General features: G+C 65.1%; 20 protein-coding genes. 11 read left to right on the plus strand and 9 right to left on the minus strand.

Annotated features, from left to right (window positions below):
- Nucleotides 1-41 precede the first annotated feature (41 nt).
- The gene (locus VCJ09_RS03270; RefSeq protein WP_324733108.1) at nucleotides 42-371 is read left to right on the plus strand and encodes a hypothetical protein; all 330 of its coding nucleotides are present in this window, start codon (nucleotides 42-44) and stop codon (nucleotides 369-371) included.
- A 275-nt stretch (nucleotides 372-646) separates the two neighbouring features.
- Nucleotides 647-1,108, plus strand: a complete 462-nt coding sequence (locus VCJ09_RS03275; RefSeq protein WP_324733109.1) for an amidohydrolase family protein — start codon at nucleotides 647-649, stop codon at nucleotides 1,106-1,108.
- Nucleotides 1,109-1,154: 46 nt separating this feature from the next.
- Here the strand turns inward: VCJ09_RS03275 and ahr are convergent, their stop codons facing one another.
- On the minus strand, nucleotides 1,155-2,189 hold the full coding sequence (ahr, locus tag VCJ09_RS03280) for an NADPH-dependent aldehyde reductase Ahr (protein WP_324733110.1): 1,035 nt from the start codon (nucleotides 2,187-2,189) through the stop codon (nucleotides 1,155-1,157).
- A 203-nt stretch (nucleotides 2,190-2,392) separates the two neighbouring features.
- Here ahr and VCJ09_RS03285 point away from each other — a divergent pair, with 203 nt between their 5' ends.
- Nucleotides 2,393-2,959, plus strand: coding sequence for a pseudouridine synthase (locus VCJ09_RS03285; protein ID WP_177345300.1), 567 nt, complete (start codon nucleotides 2,393-2,395; stop codon nucleotides 2,957-2,959).
- Between the two features lie 133 nt (nucleotides 2,960-3,092).
- On the opposite strand, the gene VCJ09_RS03290 is transcribed toward VCJ09_RS03285, so the two are convergent.
- The 5 genes from VCJ09_RS03290 to VCJ09_RS03310 form a co-directional block, all read right to left on the minus strand.
- Nucleotides 3,093-3,296 carry a DUF2788 domain-containing protein gene (locus VCJ09_RS03290; RefSeq protein WP_079204666.1) on the minus strand — a complete coding sequence of 68 codons (204 nt, stop codon included), beginning with the start codon at nucleotides 3,294-3,296 and terminating at the stop codon, nucleotides 3,093-3,095.
- Nucleotides 3,297-3,397: 101 nt separating this feature from the next.
- Complete coding sequence (locus tag VCJ09_RS03295) at nucleotides 3,398-3,877, minus strand: Lrp/AsnC family transcriptional regulator (protein WP_324733111.1); 480 nt, start codon at nucleotides 3,875-3,877, stop codon at nucleotides 3,398-3,400.
- Nucleotides 3,878-4,462: 585 nt separating this feature from the next.
- On the minus strand, nucleotides 4,463-5,218 hold the full coding sequence (locus tag VCJ09_RS03300) for a VIT1/CCC1 transporter family protein (RefSeq protein WP_324733112.1): 756 nt from the start codon (nucleotides 5,216-5,218) through the stop codon (nucleotides 4,463-4,465).
- Between the two features lie 163 nt (nucleotides 5,219-5,381).
- A complete protein-coding gene (locus VCJ09_RS03305) occupies nucleotides 5,382-6,236 on the minus strand; it encodes a cation diffusion facilitator family transporter (protein WP_324734584.1) in 855 nt (284 codons plus the stop codon).
- A 96-nt stretch (nucleotides 6,237-6,332) separates the two neighbouring features.
- Entirely contained in the window at nucleotides 6,333-6,752 is a 420-nt protein-coding gene (locus tag VCJ09_RS03310; RefSeq protein WP_324733113.1) for a polyribonucleotide nucleotidyltransferase, read from the minus strand.
- A 139-nt stretch (nucleotides 6,753-6,891) separates the two neighbouring features.
- Here VCJ09_RS03310 and hrpB point away from each other — a divergent pair, with 139 nt between their 5' ends.
- Together hrpB and iolB are read left to right on the plus strand one after the other, a co-directional pair.
- Nucleotides 6,892-9,456 carry an ATP-dependent helicase HrpB gene (gene hrpB / locus VCJ09_RS03315; RefSeq protein WP_324733114.1) on the plus strand — a complete coding sequence of 855 codons (2,565 nt, stop codon included), beginning with the start codon at nucleotides 6,892-6,894 and terminating at the stop codon, nucleotides 9,454-9,456.
- A 165-nt stretch (nucleotides 9,457-9,621) separates the two neighbouring features.
- Complete coding sequence (iolB, locus tag VCJ09_RS03320) at nucleotides 9,622-10,422, plus strand: 5-deoxy-glucuronate isomerase (RefSeq protein ID WP_324733115.1); 801 nt, start codon at nucleotides 9,622-9,624, stop codon at nucleotides 10,420-10,422.
- Between the two features lie 184 nt (nucleotides 10,423-10,606).
- Here iolB and VCJ09_RS03325 read toward each other — a convergent pair whose 3' ends face one another.
- The 3 genes from VCJ09_RS03325 to VCJ09_RS03335 all read right to left on the minus strand — a co-directional run bounded on the left by VCJ09_RS03325 (nucleotide 10,607) and on the right by VCJ09_RS03335 (nucleotide 14,443).
- Complete coding sequence (locus VCJ09_RS03325; protein ID WP_324733116.1) at nucleotides 10,607-11,734, minus strand: Gfo/Idh/MocA family protein; 1,128 nt, start codon at nucleotides 11,732-11,734, stop codon at nucleotides 10,607-10,609.
- Between the two features lie 123 nt (nucleotides 11,735-11,857).
- Complete coding sequence (araD, locus tag VCJ09_RS03330) at nucleotides 11,858-13,600, minus strand: L-arabinonate dehydratase (RefSeq protein WP_324733117.1); 1,743 nt, start codon at nucleotides 13,598-13,600, stop codon at nucleotides 11,858-11,860.
- 54 nt (nucleotides 13,601-13,654) lie between these two features.
- Complete coding sequence (locus VCJ09_RS03335; RefSeq protein ID WP_324733118.1) at nucleotides 13,655-14,443, minus strand: HpcH/HpaI aldolase family protein; 789 nt, start codon at nucleotides 14,441-14,443, stop codon at nucleotides 13,655-13,657.
- A 552-nt stretch (nucleotides 14,444-14,995) separates the two neighbouring features.
- Between VCJ09_RS03335 and iolE the strand changes: the two genes are divergently transcribed.
- From iolE to VCJ09_RS03365, 6 genes are all read left to right on the plus strand, one after another.
- Nucleotides 14,996-15,886, plus strand: a complete 891-nt coding sequence (iolE, locus tag VCJ09_RS03340) for a myo-inosose-2 dehydratase (protein WP_324734585.1) — start codon at nucleotides 14,996-14,998, stop codon at nucleotides 15,884-15,886.
- A 47-nt stretch (nucleotides 15,887-15,933) separates the two neighbouring features.
- Complete coding sequence (locus VCJ09_RS03345) at nucleotides 15,934-16,761, plus strand: TIM barrel protein (protein WP_324733119.1); 828 nt, start codon at nucleotides 15,934-15,936, stop codon at nucleotides 16,759-16,761.
- A gap of 50 nt (nucleotides 16,762-16,811) precedes the next feature.
- Nucleotides 16,812-17,735 (plus strand): sugar ABC transporter substrate-binding protein, encoded by a 924-nt coding sequence (locus tag VCJ09_RS03350; protein WP_324733120.1) that lies wholly within the window; start codon nucleotides 16,812-16,814, stop codon nucleotides 17,733-17,735.
- Nucleotides 17,736-17,868: 133 nt separating this feature from the next.
- On the plus strand, nucleotides 17,869-19,377 hold the full coding sequence (locus tag VCJ09_RS03355) for a sugar ABC transporter ATP-binding protein (RefSeq protein WP_324734586.1): 1,509 nt from the start codon (nucleotides 17,869-17,871) through the stop codon (nucleotides 19,375-19,377).
- A 118-nt stretch (nucleotides 19,378-19,495) separates the two neighbouring features.
- Nucleotides 19,496-20,515 carry an ABC transporter permease gene (locus VCJ09_RS03360; protein WP_324733121.1) on the plus strand — a complete coding sequence of 340 codons (1,020 nt, stop codon included), beginning with the start codon at nucleotides 19,496-19,498 and terminating at the stop codon, nucleotides 20,513-20,515.
- 26 nt (nucleotides 20,516-20,541) lie between these two features.
- Nucleotides 20,542-21,441 carry an SMP-30/gluconolactonase/LRE family protein gene (locus VCJ09_RS03365; RefSeq protein ID WP_324733122.1) on the plus strand — a complete coding sequence of 300 codons (900 nt, stop codon included), beginning with the start codon at nucleotides 20,542-20,544 and terminating at the stop codon, nucleotides 21,439-21,441.
- Nucleotides 21,442-21,465 lie beyond the last annotated feature (24 nt).

Here is a 21,465-nt window from a genome sequence, read left to right on the forward strand (position 1 = left end):
CCTGTCCCGGGGCATGGCTTTTTGCTTGAGCAATAACTGTCATGTGCGGGTTACTGCTGTTGTTGTCCGTTGCGCTGGTGGGTGCCGGCCAGGCCAAAGAACAGGCCGCCAGCCAGGTGTTGCACAACGCCCGTATCTACACGGTGAATGCCGAGCAGCCCTGGGCCGAGGCCCTGGCCATCGGCGAACAGGGCGAGATTCTGGCGGTCGGTCGCGCTGCCGACATGGATGACTACAGCGACGAGGGCACCGAGTTCGTTGACCTCAAGGACCGCCTGGTGCCGCCCTGTTTCGAGGACGCAGAAGATGATCCCGAAGCGGGTGATCCTGCGCGACGGCCAGGGCCGGCCGACCGGCATCGTCCTCGATAACGCCGGCGACCTGGTGATGGACAAGGCCTTGCCGACCGCCAAGGCGCTGCAGGCGGTGTATTACCAGGCCGTGCTGGACGCTCAGGAGGAGCTGGCCAGCCACGGCATCACCTCGGTGGCCGATACCCGGGTGTTCTGGCGCCGTGGCCACCTCGAAGCCTGGCAGCGGGCGGCCGCAGGTTTCGATCTGCATATCCACACCATCGGTGACCAGGCCGTGCGCGATGTCCTGGATGCCATTGAGCAGGCTTCGCCGGGGCGTCATCGCCTGACCCATGTCGAGCTGGTCGACCGGGCGGACATTCCAGGCGTTCGCCAGTTGGGTGGTCATTGCCGACTTCCAGCCAAGCCCATACTTCACCCCACCCTTCCTCAAGGACAACCAGCCACTGATCGGCGAGCGCGCCTACCAGGTGCTGCCCATGCGCGCTCTGTACGACAGTGGAGCGCGGGTCACCCTGCGTTCGGATTGGGATGTGAGTCCGCTGTCGCCGCTAGGCATCATGCAGAACGCGCTGAGCCTGGGTGCGCGCGGCTTGCCCAGCCTGGACGCGGCGATCCGCGCCTACACCCTGCGCCAGGAGCAGGACACCGGCTCGCTGGAAGTGGGCAAACAGGCCGATCTGCTGGTGCTGGATCGCGATATCTTCGAGTCGCCGATCGAGCAGATTGGCAAGGCCAGGGTGTTGTGGACCCTGCTCGGCGGCGAGACCACCTACCGGGACGCGGCGTTTTGAGCAATCCTCCAGTCACCGGCGGGTGACTGGAGGATTGCCGAGTGAATCAGCGGCTGGCGTCCAGCACCACCCGGTAGCGCGCCTTGCCGGCACGCAGGTGGTCGATGGCGTCGTTGACCCGGCTCATGGGGAACATCTCGACCTGCGGCAGGATCTGGTGGCGGGCGCAGAACTCGAGCATGGTCACCATGCTCGCGGGCGAGCCCACCGGTGAGCCGGACAGGCTGCGCTGGCGCGGGATCAGGTTGAACACATGCACCGGGATGGCGCTCGGCACTATGCCGACGAAGTGCAGGCGACCCTTGCCACCGAGGGTGCCGATCAAGGCATTCCAGTCCAGATCCGCGCTGGCGGTGATCAGGAGGAAATCCAGGCTGCCGGCTATGGCCTTGAGGGCCGCGCTGTCGGTCGAGGCGACGACCTTGTGTGCGCCCAGGCGCTTGGCTTCTTCTTGCTTGTTCAGCGACGAAGTGAAGGCGGTGACTTCACAGCCCCAGGCGTTGAGAAAGCCCAGGGCCAAATGACCCAGGCCGCCGATGCCAACCACGCCGACCTTGTCGGTGGGTTTTACGTTGAACTCCAGTAGTGGGCTGAATACCGTCGAACCGGCACAGAACAGCGGGCCGACCAGGCTTGGGTCCAGTCCTTGCGGCAGGGGAATGGCCCAGGCCCAGTGGCTGCGCAGGCGGTCGGCGAAACCGCCGTTGCTGCCGACGATGGTCGGTTTTACCGAACCGCAGAGCTGGTGCGCGCCCTCCATGCAGGAGTGGCAGTGCATGCAGCTGCCCTTGTACCAGCCGATACCGACCCGCTGGCCAAGTTCGAGGCCGCGCACCTGCTCGCCGACACGGACGATGCGGCCGACCACCTCGTGCCCGGGGATGAAGGGATAGCGGGCGTTGCCCCATTCGTTATCGATCATCGACTGGTCGGAGTGGCAGATGCCGCAGTATTCGACTGCCACCTCGACCTCCTCGGCGCCCAGTGGGCCGGGGTCGTAGCTGTGCGGTTCGAGAGGCGCGCCTGGCGTCTTGGCGGCCCAGCCGGTGAAGGTGTCGAGTACGGATTCGGACGAGCTCATGCGGATTCCCTCTGTGCGGATAACAGAACCCAACCAGCATAGTCGGCCGCGCGGCCGAAGGAATCCCCCATAAGCCGGGCTGATGGTCGAAGGGTGGCCTCGGTTACACTGGCCGCCCCGTTTCTGCTCCCGGAGCCTGCATGCCTCGCCCGCCCCGTTCTGCCACGCCATCGCGATCCGCCGGCAAGACCGTCATCCGACGGGTGGCCAAGGCGCCACCGACCGCGCCGCGCTTGCTGCTGCTGAACAAGCCCTTCGATGTCCTGACCCAGTTCAACGACGAGCAGGGTCGCGCCACCCTCAAGGACTTCGTCGCGGTTCCCGGGGTCTACCCGGCCGGGCGCCTGGATCGTGACAGCGAGGGCTTGCTGCTGCTGACCAATCACGGTGGCCTGCAGGCGCGAATTGCCGATCCCAAGCACAAGCTGGCGAAAACCTATTGGGTGCAGGTGGAAGGCGAGCCGACGGCCGAACAGCTCCAGCGCCTGTGCGAAGGCGTCGAGCTGAACGACGGGCCGACCCTGCCGGCCGAGGCGCGCTTGCTGGATGAGCCGCAGTTATGGCCGCGCGATCCGCCGGTGCGTTTTCGCAAGAGCGTGCCGACCGCCTGGCTGGAGCTGGTGATTCGTGAGGGGCGCAACCGTCAGGTCAGGCGCATGACTGCGGCGGTGGGCCTGCCGACCCTGCGTCTGGTGCGTGTGCGCATCGGCCCGTGGAGCCTGGACGGTCTGCAACCTGGCGAGTGGAAAGAGGTCGAGGCGCGGTTGTAGGGCGTCGGCTTTCTGCCGCGGCGATCCGTTCGGAAGGCGAATCCGGACGCCGGTCGCTCAGGAGCGCAGCGACAACCCGCCAGCTTTGTGCCGCAGTGCACTGCCTGCACCCTACGGCGCGGATTGCTATGGCTCAGACGCCTTCCAGGCTGGCAATCACCACGGTCTTGATCAGGAAGCCGAGCACGCCCAGGCCCAGGGCGAGGAACAGGATCATGCTGCCGAAACGTCCGGCCTTGGACTTCTTCGCCAGGTCCCAGACGATGAACGCCATGAACAGCACCAGGCCGCCGACCAGTACGGTCATCATCAATTCTTCGAGCACTTGCGGATCCATGGTGACCTCAATTGGCTGACATCGGGCTGCCAAGGGCAGGGCAAAACGCCGGCGATTATACGCCAGCCCTTGGGCTTGTCGGCGACCGTCGGTAACGCCGGTCAGCTGCGCAGGTGCTGCAGTGGCAACTGGGTGCTGGAGAGGATCTGTTGCAGGACGAAGCTCGAGCGCACGCTGGAGACGCCCTCGATGCGGGTCAGGGTGCCGAGGAGGAATTGTTGGTAATGATCCATGTCCGGCACCACCACCTTGAGCTGGTAGTCGGCATCCATGCCGGTGACCAGGCTGCATTCCAGCACCTCCGGGCATTGGCGGATCATGTCCTGGAAGTGCTCGAAACGCTCGGGGGTGTGTTTGTCCATGCCGATCAGGACATAGGCGGTGAGGGTCAGGCCGAGCTTCTTGCGATCCAGCAGGGCGACCTGGCTGAGGATGTAGCCGTCATCCTCCAGTTGCTTGACCCGCCGTGAGCAGGGCGAAGGCGACAGGCCGATGCGCTCGGCCAAGTCCTGATTGGACAGGGTGGCGTCGCGCTGCAGTTCGGTGAGGATATTCAGGTCGTAGCGATCGAGTCTGGTCATGTTTGGCGTTATTTAATCTATTGGTTGCGATGAATCATGCGCTGTTAGTTAAAAATTGCGCAAGCGACGTGTTAATCAGCAATATTCGCAATCTTTAACTGCACCGATATCTGTAATCTTTGCCTTAGTTTCACGGCCCGGACGACACGTCCACCCGGCTCGCTCAATCAGGCGAACCGGCGCCGCCGGCCTTACCAGGCCGTCACGGCACCCGGGTCCGCACTGCCCAACCAGGCGGGCGACGAAAGCGGCAACAGAATTGCCAATAGCGGACACTTGCCCCAGGCAAGAAAAAAGGGAGACCGTAAGGTCTCCCTTTTTTCTGGGCGCGATCCCAATCGGGTGTTGTCCGCAGCGTTGGGTGGGTTAGCGGCAAGTTGCATCCGGGCCGAACCACACTATTCGCGCCGCCTAACCCACCATTGTGCCGGCAGCCATTCAGTGCTGTGACTGGTCGCTTGCGGTGGGTACGGCGGCGTTGGTCGGCGGTTGGCCGCGGGCTGCGGGCTGCGGGCTGCGCACCTAACCCACCCTGCACATTATCGCGTTCCAGGGCATCAACGCCCCGCAGGCGCGGGCGGCCATTCATTCGATGCCGAAGACAAAGCGCAGTAGATAGCCGGTCAGGTACGCCAGAGCGGCCGCCGCGCCGCCGGTGAGCAGGGTGCCCAGGCCGGCGCGCAGCAGCGGTTTGGCAAATACCAGGCTCTTCAACATGCCAATGGAAAAGAACACCGCCGCGGCCAGGGCCGTGCTCAGGATGAATTGGCGCTGGATGTCCAGGCTGGTGAAAAAGAACGGTAGCAACGGGATGGCGCCGGCGACCAGAAAGGTCGTAAAGGTCACCGCGGCTGAGCGTGCTGGGTCCAGTTCGACGGTTTGCAGGCCGTGCTCTTCGATGAGCATGGTCTCAACCCAGAGCTGACGATCCTGGCTGATGGTGCTGACGATCGCCTCGAGAATGTCGCCGCTAAATCCCTTGCGGCAGAACACCTGGCGGATTTCTTCGCGTTCACCGGCGGGCACCCTGTCGATGTGTTCCTCTTCCATGCGCCGGGCCTGTTCGCGGAACTCGCGCTGAGCCTTGATCGCCTCGTAGTTGCTGACGGCCATGCTGAAACCATCGGCAAACAGGTTGGCGAAGCCCATGATCAAGGCGACCGAGGCCGAAAATCCGGCCCCGACAGCGCCGGCGACAATGGCAAAGGTGGTGACGCAGCCGTCTATTCCGCCGAGTACGGCATCGGAGATGGTTTGCGGCTTGTGCTTGCTATTCAGGCGCTTTTCGATGGCGTCGGGCTGGTGCTCGCGGTAAAGCGTCTCGAGGCTGGGCTTCTTCATGGGGCCGTGTCCACAGAGCTGATACGCCCTCTCAGCATATGCGGGAAATGCGCTGTGTGATGCGTTTGGCTGTACCAGACCGGCCGCCTGCCCGCCGTTCAGCGGTTGTGAGACGACCCGGGCCCTAGCCGCAGGCGGGTTTTTGCCGCAACCGCGACGATCATCAAGCGGTGGCGGGGTCGAGTGGATCGGCATGCACCAGCACTTCGGCGCGGGAGAATTCGGCGCGAATCGCAAATTCCACCCGCTCGCACAGTTCATGGGCATGCAGCAGGCTCAGTTCGCCGGACAACTCCACATGCAGCTGGACGAACCAGCGGGTGCCAGACATGCGCGTGCGCAGGTCATGTGCGCCGAGCACGCCGGGTATGCCGCAGGCCAGCAGGTGCATGCGCTCGCTGAGCTCCGGCGCCAGCTCCTTGTCCATCAGCACGGCCGAGGCCTCGCGGGCGATGCTCACGGCGCTCCAGAGGATGAAGAAGGCAATGCCGATACCAAACACCGCATCCAGTTGCGGCCAGCCGAAGCTGGCCAGCAGCAGGGCGAGCAGGATGCTGGCGTTGAGCAGCAGGTCGGAGCGGTAGTGCAGCGAGTCCGCGCGGATCGCAGTGGAGCCGGTTTCGCGCACCACATGGCGCTGGAACAGCAGCAGGGCGGCGGTCAGCGCCAGCGACAGAAGCATCACCGCGATACCCAGGGTTGCCGCGCCGAGCGCTTGCGGGTTGAGCAGGCGATCCACGCCATGCATGCCGACCACGACCGCACTGATGCCGATAAACAGCGCCTGACCCAGTCCGGCCAGGGCCTCGGCCTTGCCGTGCCCGTAGCGATGGTCTTCGTCCGCCGGGCGCAAGGCGTAATGCACGGCGATCAGGTTGAGCAGCGAGGCGGCGCCATCGAGCAACGAATCGGTGAGGCCGGCCAACAGGCTGACCGAGCCGCTCAACCACCAGGCGATGGCTTTGGCCAGGGCCAGGGTCAAGGCCACGGCCAGTGCGGCAAAGGTGGCCTGGCGCATCAGGCGGGCATGCTGCGGCGGTATAGTCACAGAATCTTGCTCTCGGTGTCTGGCCTGGCTTAGGAAGCTAGGCCAGGGTTGAGGCTGGGCGGGCGCTTAAGCGGCCGGTCGCAGGCCGTAGGCCGCCAGTTGCTCGGCGCTGGCGCTGCTGTGGATCAGGCGTGGGTCGTCGAGCGGCAGGCTGTGGCCGGTGTGCTGCTCGATCAGGGCTTTGAGTCGGGCGTTATCGATCTTGCCGTCGGCATCCACAGCCTTGTTCAGCTCTTGCGGATCGATCTGGGCGTTTTGCCCGTTCGGCAGGTAGATGGCGCCAGTGGCAAAGTCGATGCCGAAGGCGATCAGGCCGGGGATCACATAAAACAGGATGCCGACGGCATTCAGTGCCGCCACCACCGGGTCGATTCGGCCTTCGATCTGGCCGCGCCGATCAGGGAAGAACAACGTGCCGCAGGCGCTCAATTGGGCGAGCAGGGCGACTGCGAGAGCGCCGCCGATAACACGGTATTGGGTGCGCATGGCATACCTCCAGATATAAGTGGCGCAACTATAGCAAGCCGGCTGGGGCAAAACTGCTGCGCATTGATATGACTAAGTTAAGACCTGCAGGGCAGGGTGGCGGTTCGCCGCTATAATCGCCGGCCAGAGTGGAGCGTTCATGAATTCCTTGCCTATCGACGTCCTGTTACCTGCGCTACGCCAAGCCCTGGCGAGCCGCCACGAGGCGGTGTTGGAGGCCCCGCCCGGCGCCGGCAAGACCACCCGCGTGCCGCTGGCGCTGCTGGATGAGCCCTGGCTGGCCGGGCAACGCATCATCATGCTCGAACCGCGCCGCCTGGCCGCGCGTGCCGCCGCCGAGCGGCTGGCCAGCGAGCTGGGCGAGGCGGTTGGCGAGACCGTCGGTTACCGCATTCGTCTGGACAGCAAGGTCGGCCCGCGCACCCGCATCGAAGTGGTCACCGAGGGCATTCTTGCCCGCCGTTTGCAGGACGACCCGGCGCTGGAAGGGGTCGGCCTGGTGATTTTCGACGAATTCCACGAGCGCAGCCTGGATGCCGACCTGGCCCTGGCCCTGTGCCTCAACGGTCGCGCGCTATTTCGTCAAGGCGCGGGGCGCGGCGAGGACTCGGGCGAGCCGGCGCTCAAGGTGCTGCTGATGTCGGCGACCCTGGAAGGCGAGAAGCTGGCCGCATTGCTCGACGATGCACCGGTGCTGCGCAGCGAGGGCCGCATGTTTGCGGTGGAGCTGCGCTGGGGCACGCCTTATCAACCCGGCGAGTGGCTCGAACCCAAGGTGGTGCAGACGGTGTTGCAGGCGCTGGTCGACGAGCCGGGCAGCCTGCTGGTCTTTCTTCCTGGGCAGGCGGAGATCCGCCGGGTCAATGACCAGTTGGCCGAGGCCCTGGCCGGGCGCGCCGATATCCTCCTGTGTCCGCTGCATGGCGAGCTCGACCTGAGTGCCCAGCGCGCGGCCATCGAGCCGGCGCCCGCCGGCACGCGCAAGGTGGTGCTGGCGACCAATATCGCCGAGACCAGCCTGACCATCGACGGCGTGCGCGTGGTGGTGGACGCCGGCCTGGCGCGGGTGCCGCGCTTCGATCCGGGCAGCGGCATGACGCGCCTGGACACCCAGCGGATTTCCCGTGCCAGCGCCACCCAGCGTGCCGGTCGTGCCGGGCGCCTGCAGCCGGGCAGTTGTTATCGCCTGTGGTCGCAGCACCAGCACGAACAACTTGCCGCCTATGCCGCGGCGGAAATCCTCCAGGCCGATCTGGCCGGCCTGGCCCTGCAATTGGCGCGCTGGGGCGTGACGCCGGCGGAACTGGCCTGGCTCGACCCGCCACCGGCGGCGGCTTATGCCCAGGCCGTGGATCTGCTGACCCGCTTGGGCGCGCTGGATGAGCGCGGGGTGCTGACCGCCCACGGCCAGGCCATGGCCGAATTGCCGGCGCACCCGCGCATCGCCCACCTGCTGCTGCGCGGCCAGGCGTTGGGCCTGGGTGCGCTGGCCTGCGACCTGGCCGCCTTGCTCGGCGAACGCGATATCTTGCGCGGAGCAGGAGCAGACTTGCACAGCCGCCTGGCCCTGCTCTGTGGCGCGAGCAAGACCGCGCGTGGCGCCCAGCGGAGTGCCGCCCAGGGCGGGGTGCAGCGGGCGCGGCAGTTGGCCCGGCAGTTTCAGGGCTATCTCAAGCGCACGGCCGTCGCCGCGCCGGTGGCCGATCCGGAGCATCCGCGCTGGCTCGGCGCCTTGCTGGCATTCGCCTACCCGGACCGGGTGGCCCAGCAGCGCCGGGCGGGTGGCGCCGAATACCGTCTGGCCAATGGCAGGGCGGCGCTGTTCGCCGAGGCCGATGCGCTGATGAAGCATGAGTGGCTGGTGCTGGCCGATCTCGGTAGCCGTCAGGGCCAGCGCGAGGAACGCATCTACCTGGCCGCCGACCTCGATCCGCAGCTGTTCGAGACGGTGCTGGCCGAGCAGGTCAGCGTGCATGAGGAGTTGGACTGGGACGAACGCGAAGGTGTGCTGCGCGCCGAACGCCAGCGCAAGCTGGGCGAATTGGTGCTTAGTCGCGAACCCCTGACGGGCCTGGACGAGGCAGCGCGCAGCCGTGCCTTGCTCGGTCTGGTGCGGCGCAAGGGCCTGGCGCTGCTGCCCTGGACCGCGGAACTGCGTCAGTGGCAGGCACGGGTGGCCTTGCTGCGCGCGCTGGATCTGGCCGCCAGGGGTGTCAGCGAGTGGCCGGATGTCAGCGATGCGGCGCTGCTCGCCAGCCTGGAGGACTGGCTGCAACCCTACCTGGGCAAGGTCAAGCGCCTCAGCCATTTCGCCAATCTTGAGTTGGCCGGGATACTCCAGGGGCTGTTGCCCTGGCCGCTGCCGCAGCGCCTCGATGAACTGGCGCCGCGCAGCCTGCAGGTGCCGTCCGGTTCGCGCATCGGCCTGGATTACAGCGAGCAGCCGCCGGTGCTGGCGGTGCGTCTGCAGGAACTGTTCGGCCTGGCCGAGACGCCGCGCATCGCCGGTGGCCGGCAAGTGGTCAAGCTGCACCTGCTGTCGCCGGCGCGTCGTCCGGTGCAGGTGACCCAGGACCTGGGCAATTTCTGGCGCAGCACCTACAGCGAGGTGAAGAAGGACCTCAAGGGCCGCTACCCCAAACACTACTGGCCGGACGATCCGCTGATCGCCGAGCCCACCGCACGGGCCAAACCGCGCAAGTAGGCCGATGCGCCGGCAGTCGTGTGCGGTCTTATGGCATCCCCTTGGCGCTCAGGCTGGCCGAACGCCCCCGCAGGCTTTAGCCAGGGGCCGCGCCGGGGTAAGGTAGAACGCTTGCTACCCCTGCGCTCGCCACGGGGGCCCCGGTGACCAACAAGTGAGTTCGATATGAGTGCTGCAGTGCTTCTGAGAGCGGATACCCAGGCATCCAGCGGCTGTTTGCTGCGTGTCGATGGCGCGACTTCCGGGCTCAGGTCGACCGGTCTGGCGTTCTACCGACTGGAGGTCGGCGAGCGCCTGGCGTGGAGCAGCGCGGAGCACGAGGCCTGTGTGGTGTTGTTCAGCGGTCGTGCCGATGTGCAGGCAGGCGACAGCGCCTGGGCGGACGTCGGCGCCCGCCAGCAGTTGTTCGACGGCGGCAAGCCGCATGCCCTCTACCTATCCCTGAATACCTCGCTCAGCCTGGTGGCGCGCACCCCGCTGGAACTGGCGATCTGCACCGCGCCGGGGCGGCTGCAGCGACCGCCCAGGCTGATCACCCCCGCGCAGGTGACGCTGGACGAGCGTGGCGAGGGCGTCTGCCGGCGGCGAGTGCACAAGATTCTCTGGGAGCAGGACGAAGCCGACAGCCTGCTGATCACCGAGGTGTTCACTCCGGCCGGGCACTGGTCGAGTTACCCGCCGCACAAGCACGACCGCGATGCGCCGCCCGAGGAGTCGAGTCTGGAGGAAATCTACTTCTTCAAGATAGACCCGCCCCAGGGCTTCGCCTTGCAGCGGGTGTACAGCGACGAGGGCGAGGATCAGTGCTTCAGTCCCGGCAACAACGATGCAGTGACGGTGCCGCGCGGTTACCACCCGGTGGCCGCGCCGCCGGATTACCAGGTGTATTACCTCAACGTGATGGCCGGCACGTCGCGCCAGTGGCACATCTACTACGACCCGCGCACCCCCGCCAAGCCGGCTTGAAAGCGTCAGGCGAAGTGTGATCGCGCCACGAGCCGGGCGTAGTCGCGAAGCACTACGGCGCTTGGCTTAGCCATCCAGCATGGCCTCCTGGCGACAGATGAAAAACTGCCAACCGCTACCGTAGCCTGGATCAGCGCCAGTGCAATCCGGGCCCGGGTGGACAGCCCCTCGGATTAAGGGTTGTTCAAAGCTCGTCGACCTCGACCCAGCGCTGTTCCCGTGCGGCCAGGCGGATGGCGGTAGCCAGGCGCTCGACCTCATAGGCCTCGGCGAAATCCGGGCCAGGGCCAGGCATGCCGCAGACCGCTTCGATCAGGGCGCGGACCTCCAGGGTTTTTAGGTCGTTGTAACCCAGCTGATGCCCCGCCGCCGGGCAGAAGGCCGCATAGCCAGGCAGCGTCGGTCCCGCCAGCAGACGCTGGAAACCGTCCATGCCTGGCCGTTCATGGGGGCGGTAGAGACGCAGTTCGTTGAGCCGTTCCTGATCGAAGGCGAGGGTGCCGCGCGTACCGCTGATTTCGAAGGCCAGATGGTTCTTGTAGCCGTGCTTGAGCCAGCTGGTGCTGAAGCTGCCACGGCAGCCGTTGGCAAAGCGCAGCAGGGCATGGGTCTGATCGTCGACGCGGATGGCCAGCCGTTCGTTGCTGCCGGTCGAGGCGGGGCGCTGGCGATGCGCGGTATGGGAGTCGGCGCAGACCGCTTCGACGGCGCCGAGCAGATGCCGGGCGAGCGCCAGCAGGTGGCTGCCCAGATCGGCCAGCGCCCCGCCGGCGTGCTGCGGATCGCAGCGCCAACTCCAGGGTGTATCCGCATCAGCCATGAAGTCTTCGCTGAATTCGCCTTGAAAACTGATGATCTCGCCCAGCTCGCCGCTGTCGATCAGCTCGCGGGCCAGGGCGATGATCGGGTTGTGCTGGTAGTTGTAGCCGACCCGGGTGACCAGTCCCGCGCTGGCGGCCGCGTCGCGCATCTCGCGGGCCTGGTCGAGGCTGACCGCCAGCGGCTTCTCGCAGTAGACCGCTTTGCCGGCGGCCAATGCCGCCATGGCCATGGGGTGGTGCAGGTGGTTGGGCGTGGCGATGGCAATCAGGTCTACCTGGGGATTCTCGATCAGTTGGCGCCAGTCGGCATGGCTGTGGGCGAAGCCCCAGGCGCTCGCACAACGTTCGGCGCGTATGGCATCGGCATCGGCTAGTGCAGCCAGGTGGATGCGTGCAGGGAGTTCGAATACCGCGTTGGCGTTGCGAAATGCCAGGGCATGGGCGCGGCCCATAAAGCCTGTGCCGATCAAACCGATTCCGAGTGTGCGCATGCTTGAGTCCTGTTAGTTGTCTTGTCAAAGGGAGTGACTTGCGAGAAGGGGGCCTCTCAGTGCTTTGCTAGAATGAGACTGCGACGGCCGGTTGGTTGTTGGTGGATGCTGAGCGCGCGCGACTCAGAATATTTCCGGGTCGGCCACCGCCTCCGTGCCGCGTTCGAGGAAATCGAAATCGCAGCCTTCATCGGCCTGGGAAATATGCTCGGCGGAGAGTCGGCCGAAGCCGCGCGGGTAATGCGGCTTGGGTGCTACCCAGTCGGCGCGGCGACGTTGCAGCTCGGCGTCGTCCACATGCAGGTGCAGTAGCCGTTCGCTCACGTCCAGGCTGATCAGGTCGCCGTCGCGCACCAGTGCCAGCGGGCCGCCGATACCGCTTTCCGGGGCCACGTGGAGCACGCAGGCGCCGTAGCTGGTGCCGGACATGCGCGCATCGGAGATCCGCAGCATGTCGCGCACGCCTTGCTCCAGGAGTTTCTTCGGAATCGGTAGCTGGCCCCACTCGGGCATGCCCGGGGCGCCGATCGGCCCGGCGTTCTGCAGCACCAGCACGCTGTCGGCGGTAACCGGCAGTTCCGGGTCGTCGATGCGGGTGGACATGTCCTTGTAGTTCTTGAACACCACGGCCGGGCCGGTGTGCTTGAGTAGCTGCGGCTCGGCGGCCGCCGGCTTGATCACCGCGCCGCGCGGCGCCAGGTTGCCGCGCAATACGGCCAGCCCGCCCTGGGCCCAGACCGGGTTGTCCAGTGGGCGGATCACGTCGTCGTCGTAGACCTCGGCGCCGGCGAGGTTCTCGCCGAGGGTCTTGCCGTTGACCGTCGGGCAGTCCAGGTGCAGCTCGCCGCGCAGGCGCGCCAGCAGGCCGTTGAGGCCGCCGGCGTAGTAGAAGTCTTCCATCAGGTACTTGCCCGCCGGGCGGATATTGCCGAGTACCGGTATGCGCTGGGCGATCGCATCGAAGTCCTCGTTGCTCAGCGGGATGCCCGCGCGGCGGGCCATGGCGATCAGGTGGATGATCGCGTTGGTCGAGCCGGACAGCGCCAGGTCGACCATGATGGCGTTCTCGAAGGCCTCGCGGCTGAGGATGTCGGAGGGCTTGAGGTCCTCCCAGACCATCTCGACGATGCGCCGGCCGCTGGCTGAGGCCAGCCGCGCATGGCTGGAGTCGACGGCGGGGATCGACGAGCCGCCGGGCAGGACGAAGCCGAGGGTCTCGGCCACCGACATCATGGTCGCCGCGGTGCCCATGGTCATACAGGTGCCGGGGGAGCGCGCGATGCCGTCCTCCAGCTCGACCCAGGCCAGTTCGCTGAGGTTGCCGGCGCGCTTCTCCGCCCAGTATTTCCAAACGTCGGAGCCGCTGCCGAGGGTCTTGCCGCGCCAGTTGCCACGCAGCATCGGCCCGGCGGGGAAGTAGATGGCCGGGATGTTCATGCTGGTGGCGGCCATCAGCAGCGCCGGGGTGGTCTTGTCGCAGCCGCCCATCAGCACCACGCCGTCGACCGGATGGCTGCGCAGCAGTTCCTCGGCCTCCATCGCCAGCAGGTTGCGGTAGATCATGGTGGTGGGTTTGACGAAGGGCTCGCCGAGGCTCATCGCCGGCAGTTCCACCGGGAAGCCGCCGGCCTGCCAGATGCCGCGTTTGACCTCTTCCACCCGCTGCGGGAAATGGCTGTGGCAGGAGTTCATGTCCGACCAGGTGTTGAGGATGGCGATCACCGGCTTGCCCTTGAAGTCCTCGCTGGAGAAACCCATCTGCTTGGTCCGCGAGCGATGGCCGAAGGCGCGCAGGTTCTGCACGCCATACCACTGGTAGCTGCGCAGCTGTTGGTATGTCTTGCGGGGTGTGCCGGAGTCGCTCATGGGGGTCACCTGTCTCTTGTCGTGGGTGCACCGCTCGCCTGGTGGCGAGCGGGATTAATAGCTGGAGCCGGTGCTGGTCGTGCTGGCCGCGCGCACCTCGCCGATGGCCTGTTGTGCGGCGCTGGCCATCAACCGGGCATCGGAGCCGATGGTGACCAGGTCGAAGCCGCGCTCGAGCATTCGTCGTGCGTAGCCGGCCGTGCCGTTGTGGATGCAGGCGGCCAGGCCATGGGCCTTGGTGCGTGCGAGGATGTGCTCGATGGCCTCGACCACAGCCGGCTCCTCCTGGTCGAATCTGGGCGTGCAGCCGAGCGCCAGGGACAGGTCGGCCGGGCCGATATAGATGCCGTCCAGACCGGGAGTGGCGAGGATCTCGTCGAGGTTGTCGAGCGCCTGGCGGGTTTCGATCATCGCCAGCGCCAGCACCGTGTCGTTGGCCCGCTGGGCATAGTCGGCGCCGGCGTAGAGCAGAGCGCGGATCGGCCCGAAGCTGCGGATGCCCTGCGGCGGGTAACGGGTGGCGGCGACGAAGCGCTCGGCCTCGGCGCGGCTGTTGATCATCGGGCAGATCACCCCGTAGGCCCCGGCATCGAGCATCTTCATGACGATCCCTTCGTCCAGCCAGGGCACGCGCACCAGGGGCACGGTGGCGGTGGTGGAAATGGCGGTGAGCATGTTCACCGCCGCTTGGTAGTCGATCACTCCGTGCTGCATGTCCAGAGTCAGGCTGTCCCAGCCCTGGTGGGCCATGGTCTCGGCGCAGAAGGCGTTGGGGATGGCCAGCCAGCCATTGATCACCGCCTCCCCGGCAGCCCAGCGTTGGCGGATGCGGTTCTCGCGCATATGCAAGCTCTCCTTTTATCGGTGTGGCACCGGGCAAGCCGGGCAGGGGGTTGCTGATAAATTTAGAAAATATATTCCCTTTATATCTTAAATAGAACAAATTTTCGTGCGCTTGCCAAGCATGGCGTAGAAAGTTTTCGTGCTCCAGAACGGCGGCGCAGGAGGAGCGCCAAGCACCGGTGGTCGAGCAGTCAGAAAGAATTTCTAAAAATAGTTGAAATAGAAAAAAAATTCCAATAGAGTGAGTTCCAGATTGACGACCATGCCCCTCCTGGACTGTCTGCTAGGGCGAGGGCCAACAACAAAAAGCAGGTAACGTCGATGTACAGATCATTTTCACTCAGGGCACTACCCCTGCAGTCTCGCTTCTGCGCCGCGGCCCTACCGCCGGGAGCCCAGCGCCACTCTTCAATGTCATGCGCAGTGTCATTCACCTGCCAGCACCCGAGCTATTCGGGGCTGCTGGCGCATAACGCAGTGATGTCTCGGATTCACGAATAACTGCCACTTGTCTTTTGGGCCCGCACGGTGGCTCTTTATTCTTCGGAGGATGTGATGAGCGTACGCATCGGTATCAATCCCTTGACCTGGACTAACGATGACCTGCCCGCCTTGGGCGGTGACACGCCGTTTGAACAGTGTTTGAGTGAGGGCAAGCAGGCCGGTTTCGCCGGTTTCGAGCTGGGCCACAAGTTCCCCCGCGATCCGGCGCTGCTGCGGCCGATCCTGGCGTCCCATGGTCTGGCGCTAGTTTCCGGGTGGTACAGCTCGCGGCTGCTGGAGCGTTCGGCCGAGCAAGAGATAGACGCTCTCCAGGAGCATCTGCACTTGCTCAAGGCCATGGGCTGCAAGGTCATGGTGTTCTGCGAGGTCAGTGATTGCGTGCACGGAGACATCGACACGCCGGTATCGCAGCGCCCTGTGTTGGCCGAGCAGGCCTGGCCGCTGTTTTGCGAGCGCCTCGAAGCAGTCGGCAGATACTTGCAGGAGCAGGGCGTGCGCTTGGCCTATCACCACCATATGGGCACGGTGGTAGAGCGTGCGAGCGAGGTCGACCGGCTAATGGAAAACACCTCGGCGGCCGTAGGCCTACTGCTCGACAGCGGCCACCTGACCTTCGCCGGCGACGATCCATTGGCGGTACTGCGTCGCTGGGGTTCACGCGTATGTCACGTGCACTGCAAGGACGTGCGTGCCGAGGTGCTGGCTGAGGTGAAAGCACAGGATTCCAGCTTCCTCAATGCCGTGCTGGCCGGGGTGTTCACTGTGCCGGGTGACGGCAGTATTGATTACCGGCCGTTGCTGGCCGAGCTCAAGCCGCTGAATTACCAAGGTTGGCTGGTGGTCGAGGCCGAGCAGGATCCGGCCAAGGCGCACCCGCTGACATACGCCCGCAAGGGTTATCGCTACCTGGACGAATTGGTTGGCAGCCTCGGTCTGTAAGCAACCTATTTTACCTCCGCATGATCAGAACTCAGGAGAACAACACGATGAGTCGCCCCCTTCGCTTCGCTCTCAACCGTATGTTGGCTCCGCGCATGGCCCTGGAGGATTTCTTCGGCATGGCGGTCAGCCTGAATGCCGGCGCCATCGAGATCCGCAACGATCTGCCTGGCGTGGAGATCAACGACGGCACGCCAGCGCAGCGGGTCCGCGAGCTGAGCGAGCGCTCCGGCGTCCGGGTGCTGTCAATCAACGCCCTGTACCCGTTCGACGTGTGGAGTGACGAGCGCCGCCGCCAGACCCTGGCGTTGGCCACCTACGCCCGCGATTGTGGTGCCGAGGGCCTGGTGATGTGCCCGTTGAACTCCCGTGATGACGCACGCAGCGAGGCCGAGCGTGCCAAGGATCTGCGCACCGCGCTGAGCGAGCTGGCACCTATCCTGCGCGAGCACGGCATTCTCGGCTTCGTCGAGCCGCTGGGCTTCGAGGAGTGCTCATTGCGCCACAAGCGCAAAGCGGTCGAGGCGATCAAGGCGGTCGGCGGCCTGGATGTGTTCCGTCTGGTGCACGACACCTTCCACCACCACCTGGCCGGCGAACAGGAGTTCTTCTCCGAACTGACCGGGCTGGTGCACATCTCCGGAGTCGAGGATCGTCAGTTGCTGCTCGGTGAAATCCGCGACGGCCATCGAGTGCTGGTCGATGCGGCGGACATCCTCGGTAACGCTGCGCAAATACAACACCTGCTCGCCGCCGGCTACGCCGGGCACATTTCCTTCGAACCCTTCGCCGAAAGCGTGCATGCCCAGGCGGATATCCAGTCGGCGCTGGAGTCCAGCATGCGTCACCTGGAGAAAACCGTCGGTCACGCCTGACCGACTTGCACTCTGCTCCCAACAAAACCGACAAGAGACTGGAGAGAGACATGAAAATGAAAACCCGCTTTGCCACCCTGGCCCTCGCGACGCTGCTCAGCAGCAGCGCGCTGGCCGACATCAAGATCGGCGTCAGCATGTCGCAGTTCGACGACAACTGGCTGTCCTACCTGCGCGAGCACATGGGTGACAAGGCCAAGTCGATGCCCGATGGCGTGCAACTGCAATTCGAAGATGCGCGCAACGATGTGGTCCGCCAACTGAGCCAGGTGGAGAGCTTCGTCGGCCAGGGTGTCGACGCCATCATCGTCATCCCGGTGGACACCGCCGCCACCCGCAACATCACCGAGCGCGCCCTGAAGGCCGGGGTGCCGCTGGTCTACGTCAACCGCCGGCCGGATGAGGAGCGCCTGCCGGAGGGCGTGGTCACCGTGACTTCCGACGATCTTGAAGCCGGCCAACTGCAGATGCAGTACCTGGCGGAGAAGCTCGGTGGCAAGGGCAAAATCGCGATCATGCTCGGCGAGCTGTCGAACAACGCCACCCACGCTCGCACCAAGGGCGTCAAGGCGGTACTGGCCAAGTACCCGGATATTCAGATCGTCGAGGAACAGACAGCTCTGTGGTCGCGCGACAAGGGCATGGACCTGATGAGCAACTGGCTGGTGTCCGGGCGTGAGCTGGACGCCATCGCCTCGAACAACGACGAGATGGCCATCGGTGCCGCCATGGCCCTGCGCCAGGCGGGCAGGCGGCCGGGCGAGGTGCTGATCGGCGGGGTCGACGGCACCCCGGATGCGCTGTCGGCGATCCAGCGCGGCCTGCTCAGCGTCTCGGTGTTCCAGGACGCCAAGGGCCAGGCCGAAGGCGCGCTCGAGAGTGCGGTGAAGATGGCCAAGCACCAGCCGGTCGAGCAGGCGGTGCTGATTCCCTACCAGTTGATCACCCCCGAGAACGTGAAGTCCTTCCAGTAATCCAATCCCACTGTCGGGATATGCCGGTGCCGGCCCTAACCGGGCACCGGGCGATATCCGAGGAGAATTGACAATGTTCGGTCAACAGGCGCGTTCACTCGACAGTCGCGCAGTCGGACGCGAGGCTAGTGCAATGGTGGCAGACGACAACTACTTGCTGGAAATCATCAATGTCAGCAAGGGCTTTCCCGGGGTAATCGCCCTCGACGGTGTCCAGTTGCGGGTGCGCCCCGGCACCGTGCTGGCGCTGATGGGTGAGAACGGCGCAGGCAAGTCGACTCTGATGAAAATCATCTCCGGCATCTATCAACCGGACTCTGGCGAGCTGCGCCTGCACGGTCAGCCGGTCAGCTTCGCAAACCCACTGGAGGCCCTGCAGGCGGGTATCGCGATGATCCACCAGGAACTCAACCTGGTGCCTCACATGAGCATCGCCGAGAACATCTGGATCGGCCGCGAATGCCTGAACGGCTGGCATATGGTCGATCACCACGAACTGCATAGGCGCACTCAGGAACTGCTCGACCGCCTGCGCATCAAGCTGGACCCGGAGCAGCCAGTGGCTTCCCTGAGCATTGCCGAGCGGCAGATGGTCGAGATCGCCAAGGCGGTATCCTACGATTCCGACGTGCTGATCATGGACGAACCGACCTCGGCGATCACCGACACGGAAGTGGCGCACTTGTTCTCGATCATCGCCGACCTCAAGGCCGAGGGTAAGGGGATCATATATATCACCCACAAGATGGATGAGGTGTTCAGCATCGCCGACGAAGTGGCGGTGTTCCGCGATGGTGCCTATATCGGTTTGCAGCGCGCCGACAGCATGGACGGCGACAGGCTGATTACCATGATGGTCGGTCGCGAACTGAATCAGCTGTTTCCGAAAAGAAGCGTCGCCCTGGGCGAGGTCGTGCTGTCCGTGCGCGACCTGGGCCTGGCGGGGGTGTTCGAAGGGGTCTCCTTCGATCTGCGAGCCGGCGAAATTCTCGGCATAGCTGGGCTGATGGGCTCCGGTCGAACCAATGTGGCCGAGACCTTGTTCGGCGTGACCCCGGCGACCGCCGGCTCGCTGTTACTCGATGGCGAGCCGCTGCGCATCGACGGCCCGTGCAAGGCAATTAAAAACGGTTTCGCCCTGCTCACCGAGGACCGCAAGGACAGTGGTCTGTTTGCCTGCCTGTCGGTGCTGGAAAACATGGAGATGGCGGTGCTGCCGCACTATGTGGGGCATGGCTTCATCCAGCAGAAACAGTTGCGCCAGCTCTGCGAAGAGATGTGCAAGAAGCTGCGGGTGAAAACCCCGTCGCTGGAGCAATGCATCGGCAACCTCTCCGGTGGCAATCAGCAGAAGGCTCTGCTGGCACGCTGGCTGATGACTAATCCACGGGTGCTGATCCTCGACGAGCCGACTCGTGGCATCGACGTCGGCGCCAAGGTGGAGATTTACCACCTGATCTCCCTGCTGGCCGCAGAGGGCATGGCGGTGATCATGATCTCCTCGGAGCTGCCGGAAGTGTTGGGCATGAGCGATCGGGTGATGGTCATGCACGAGGGGCGGGTCACCGGCTTTCTCGACCATGCCGAAGCCACCCAGGAGAAGGTCATGCACCTGGCCTCCGGCGACATCCCGATCCACTGATCAGCGCCTTAATCCGCGGGGCCGATAGCCCCGCGTAGCAACCATCGCTTCAGGCTACTGGCCCCTGCCAGAGCAGCGCTTCGCCCTGCACAAGGGCCTGGAACACGAGGATAAAGCAATGACTGCCATCGAAAACACCCCAGTCGCCACGCCGCCAAAGTCGCGTCGACGCTTACCCACAGAGTTCAGCATCCTGCTGGTGTTGATCGGCATCGGCCTGGCCTTCGAGCTCTGCGGCTGGTTAATCCGCGATCAGAGTTTCCTGTTCAACAGCCAACGCCTGGTGCTGATGATCCTCCAAGTGTCGATCATCGGCCTGCTGGCCATCGCCGTGACCCAGGTGATCATCACCACCGGCATCGACCTGTCGTCCGGCTCGGTGTTGGCCCTCTCGGCGATGGTTGCGGCGAGCCTGGCGCAGTCCTCGGACTTCAGTCGCGCGGTGTTCCCCGGGCTGACCGACCTGCCGGTGATAGTCCCGGTGCTGGCCGGCCTCGGTGTCGGACTGCTGTGCGGGGTAATCAATGGCAGCGTGATCGCCATCACTGCGGTGCCGCCCTTTATCGTTACCCTCGGCATGATGGTCACCGCCCGCGGCCTGGCGCGCTATTACACCGAAGGCCAGCCAATCAGCATGCTCAACGACTCCTATACCGCCATCGGCAGCGGGGCCGTGCCGGTGATCATCTTCCTGGTGGCAGCAGCGATCTTCCATGTCGCCCTGCGCTACACCAAGTACGGCAAATACACCTATGCCATCGGCGGCAACATTCAGGCCGCGCGCATCTCCGGGATCAACATCAAGCGCCACCTGATCATCGTCTACTCCCTCGCCGGCCTGCTGGCGGGACTGGCCGGAGTGGTTGCCTCGGCACGTGCGGACTCCGGTCAGGCGAGCATGGGCATGTCCTACGAGTTGGATGCCATCGCTGCGGCGGTGATCGGCGGCACTAGCCTGGCCGGTGGAGTGGGGCGGGTCACCGGCACGGTGATCGGCGCGCTGATCCTCGGGGTGATGCTCAGCGGGTTCACCTTCCTCGGGGTCGACGCCTACATCCAGGACATCATCAAGGGCGTGATCATCGTCGTCGCCGTGGTCATCGACCAGTACCGCAATCGTAGCAAGGCCAAACACTGAGCCGTACCTGCCGGGGAGACCGTTCGATGAACATGCTCACGATCGAAAGCGAGATGCAAGCGGTGCGTTGCGTGCTTGATGCCCGCGCCCAGCTCGGCGAGTGCCCGGTGTGGTCGGCCGAGGAGCAAGCGCTGTACTGGGTCGACATCCTCGCCCCGGCCCTGCACCGGTTCGACCCGGCCAGTGGCGCGAGCCGCAGCTGGCCGCTGCCGCAGGCGATCGGCTCGTTCGGCCTGTGCGAAAGCGGCGGCGCGGTGCTGGCGCTGCGCGATGGCTTCTACCGTTTCGACTTCGACAGCGCCGAACTGCGCTATATCGGCGGACCGCAGGTTCCCGACGGGGTGCGTTTCAACGACGGTAAGGTGTCGCCGGAGGGGCGCTTCTTTGCCGGCACCATGGACGAGGAATGCCTCAGTCGGCCGCTCGGCGCGCTCTATCGGCTTGACCCTGATGGTACCTGCAGCCAGGTGCTGGACGGCCTGATCGTCGCCAACGGCCTGGCCTGGAGCGCGGACGGCAAGCGTCTGTGCCATTCCGACTCGAAGGGCAAGTTCATCCGCTGCTACGACTACGACACGGCCAGCGGCGCGCTGACCAACCCCAGCGTGCTGGCCCGCCCGGACGAGGAAGTGGGGCGCCCCGACGGTGCCGCCATGGACCTCGATGGCTACTACTGGAGCGCTGGGATCTCCGCCGGTGTGCTTAACCGCTGGGCGCCGGACGGCAGCCTGGAGCGGCGCATCGAGCTGCCCTGCGCCTGCCCGACCATGCCCTGCTTCGGCGGGCCGGAGCTGAAGACCCTGTACGTCACCTCGTTGCGCCACGGCCTGTCCGAGCAACGCTTGGCGCAATGGCCATTGTCCGGAGGAATCTTCGCCCTGGAGGTCGAAGTGCCCGGCGTGCCGGTGGCACGTTTCAAGGGCTGATCCGTCGGCCACCCTGCATTTGAG

Origin of the sequence: Pseudomonas paeninsulae (assembly GCF_035621475.1) — a bacterium.
In the GTDB taxonomy this organism is placed as follows: domain Bacteria; phylum Pseudomonadota; class Gammaproteobacteria; order Pseudomonadales; family Pseudomonadaceae; genus Aquipseudomonas; species Aquipseudomonas paeninsulae.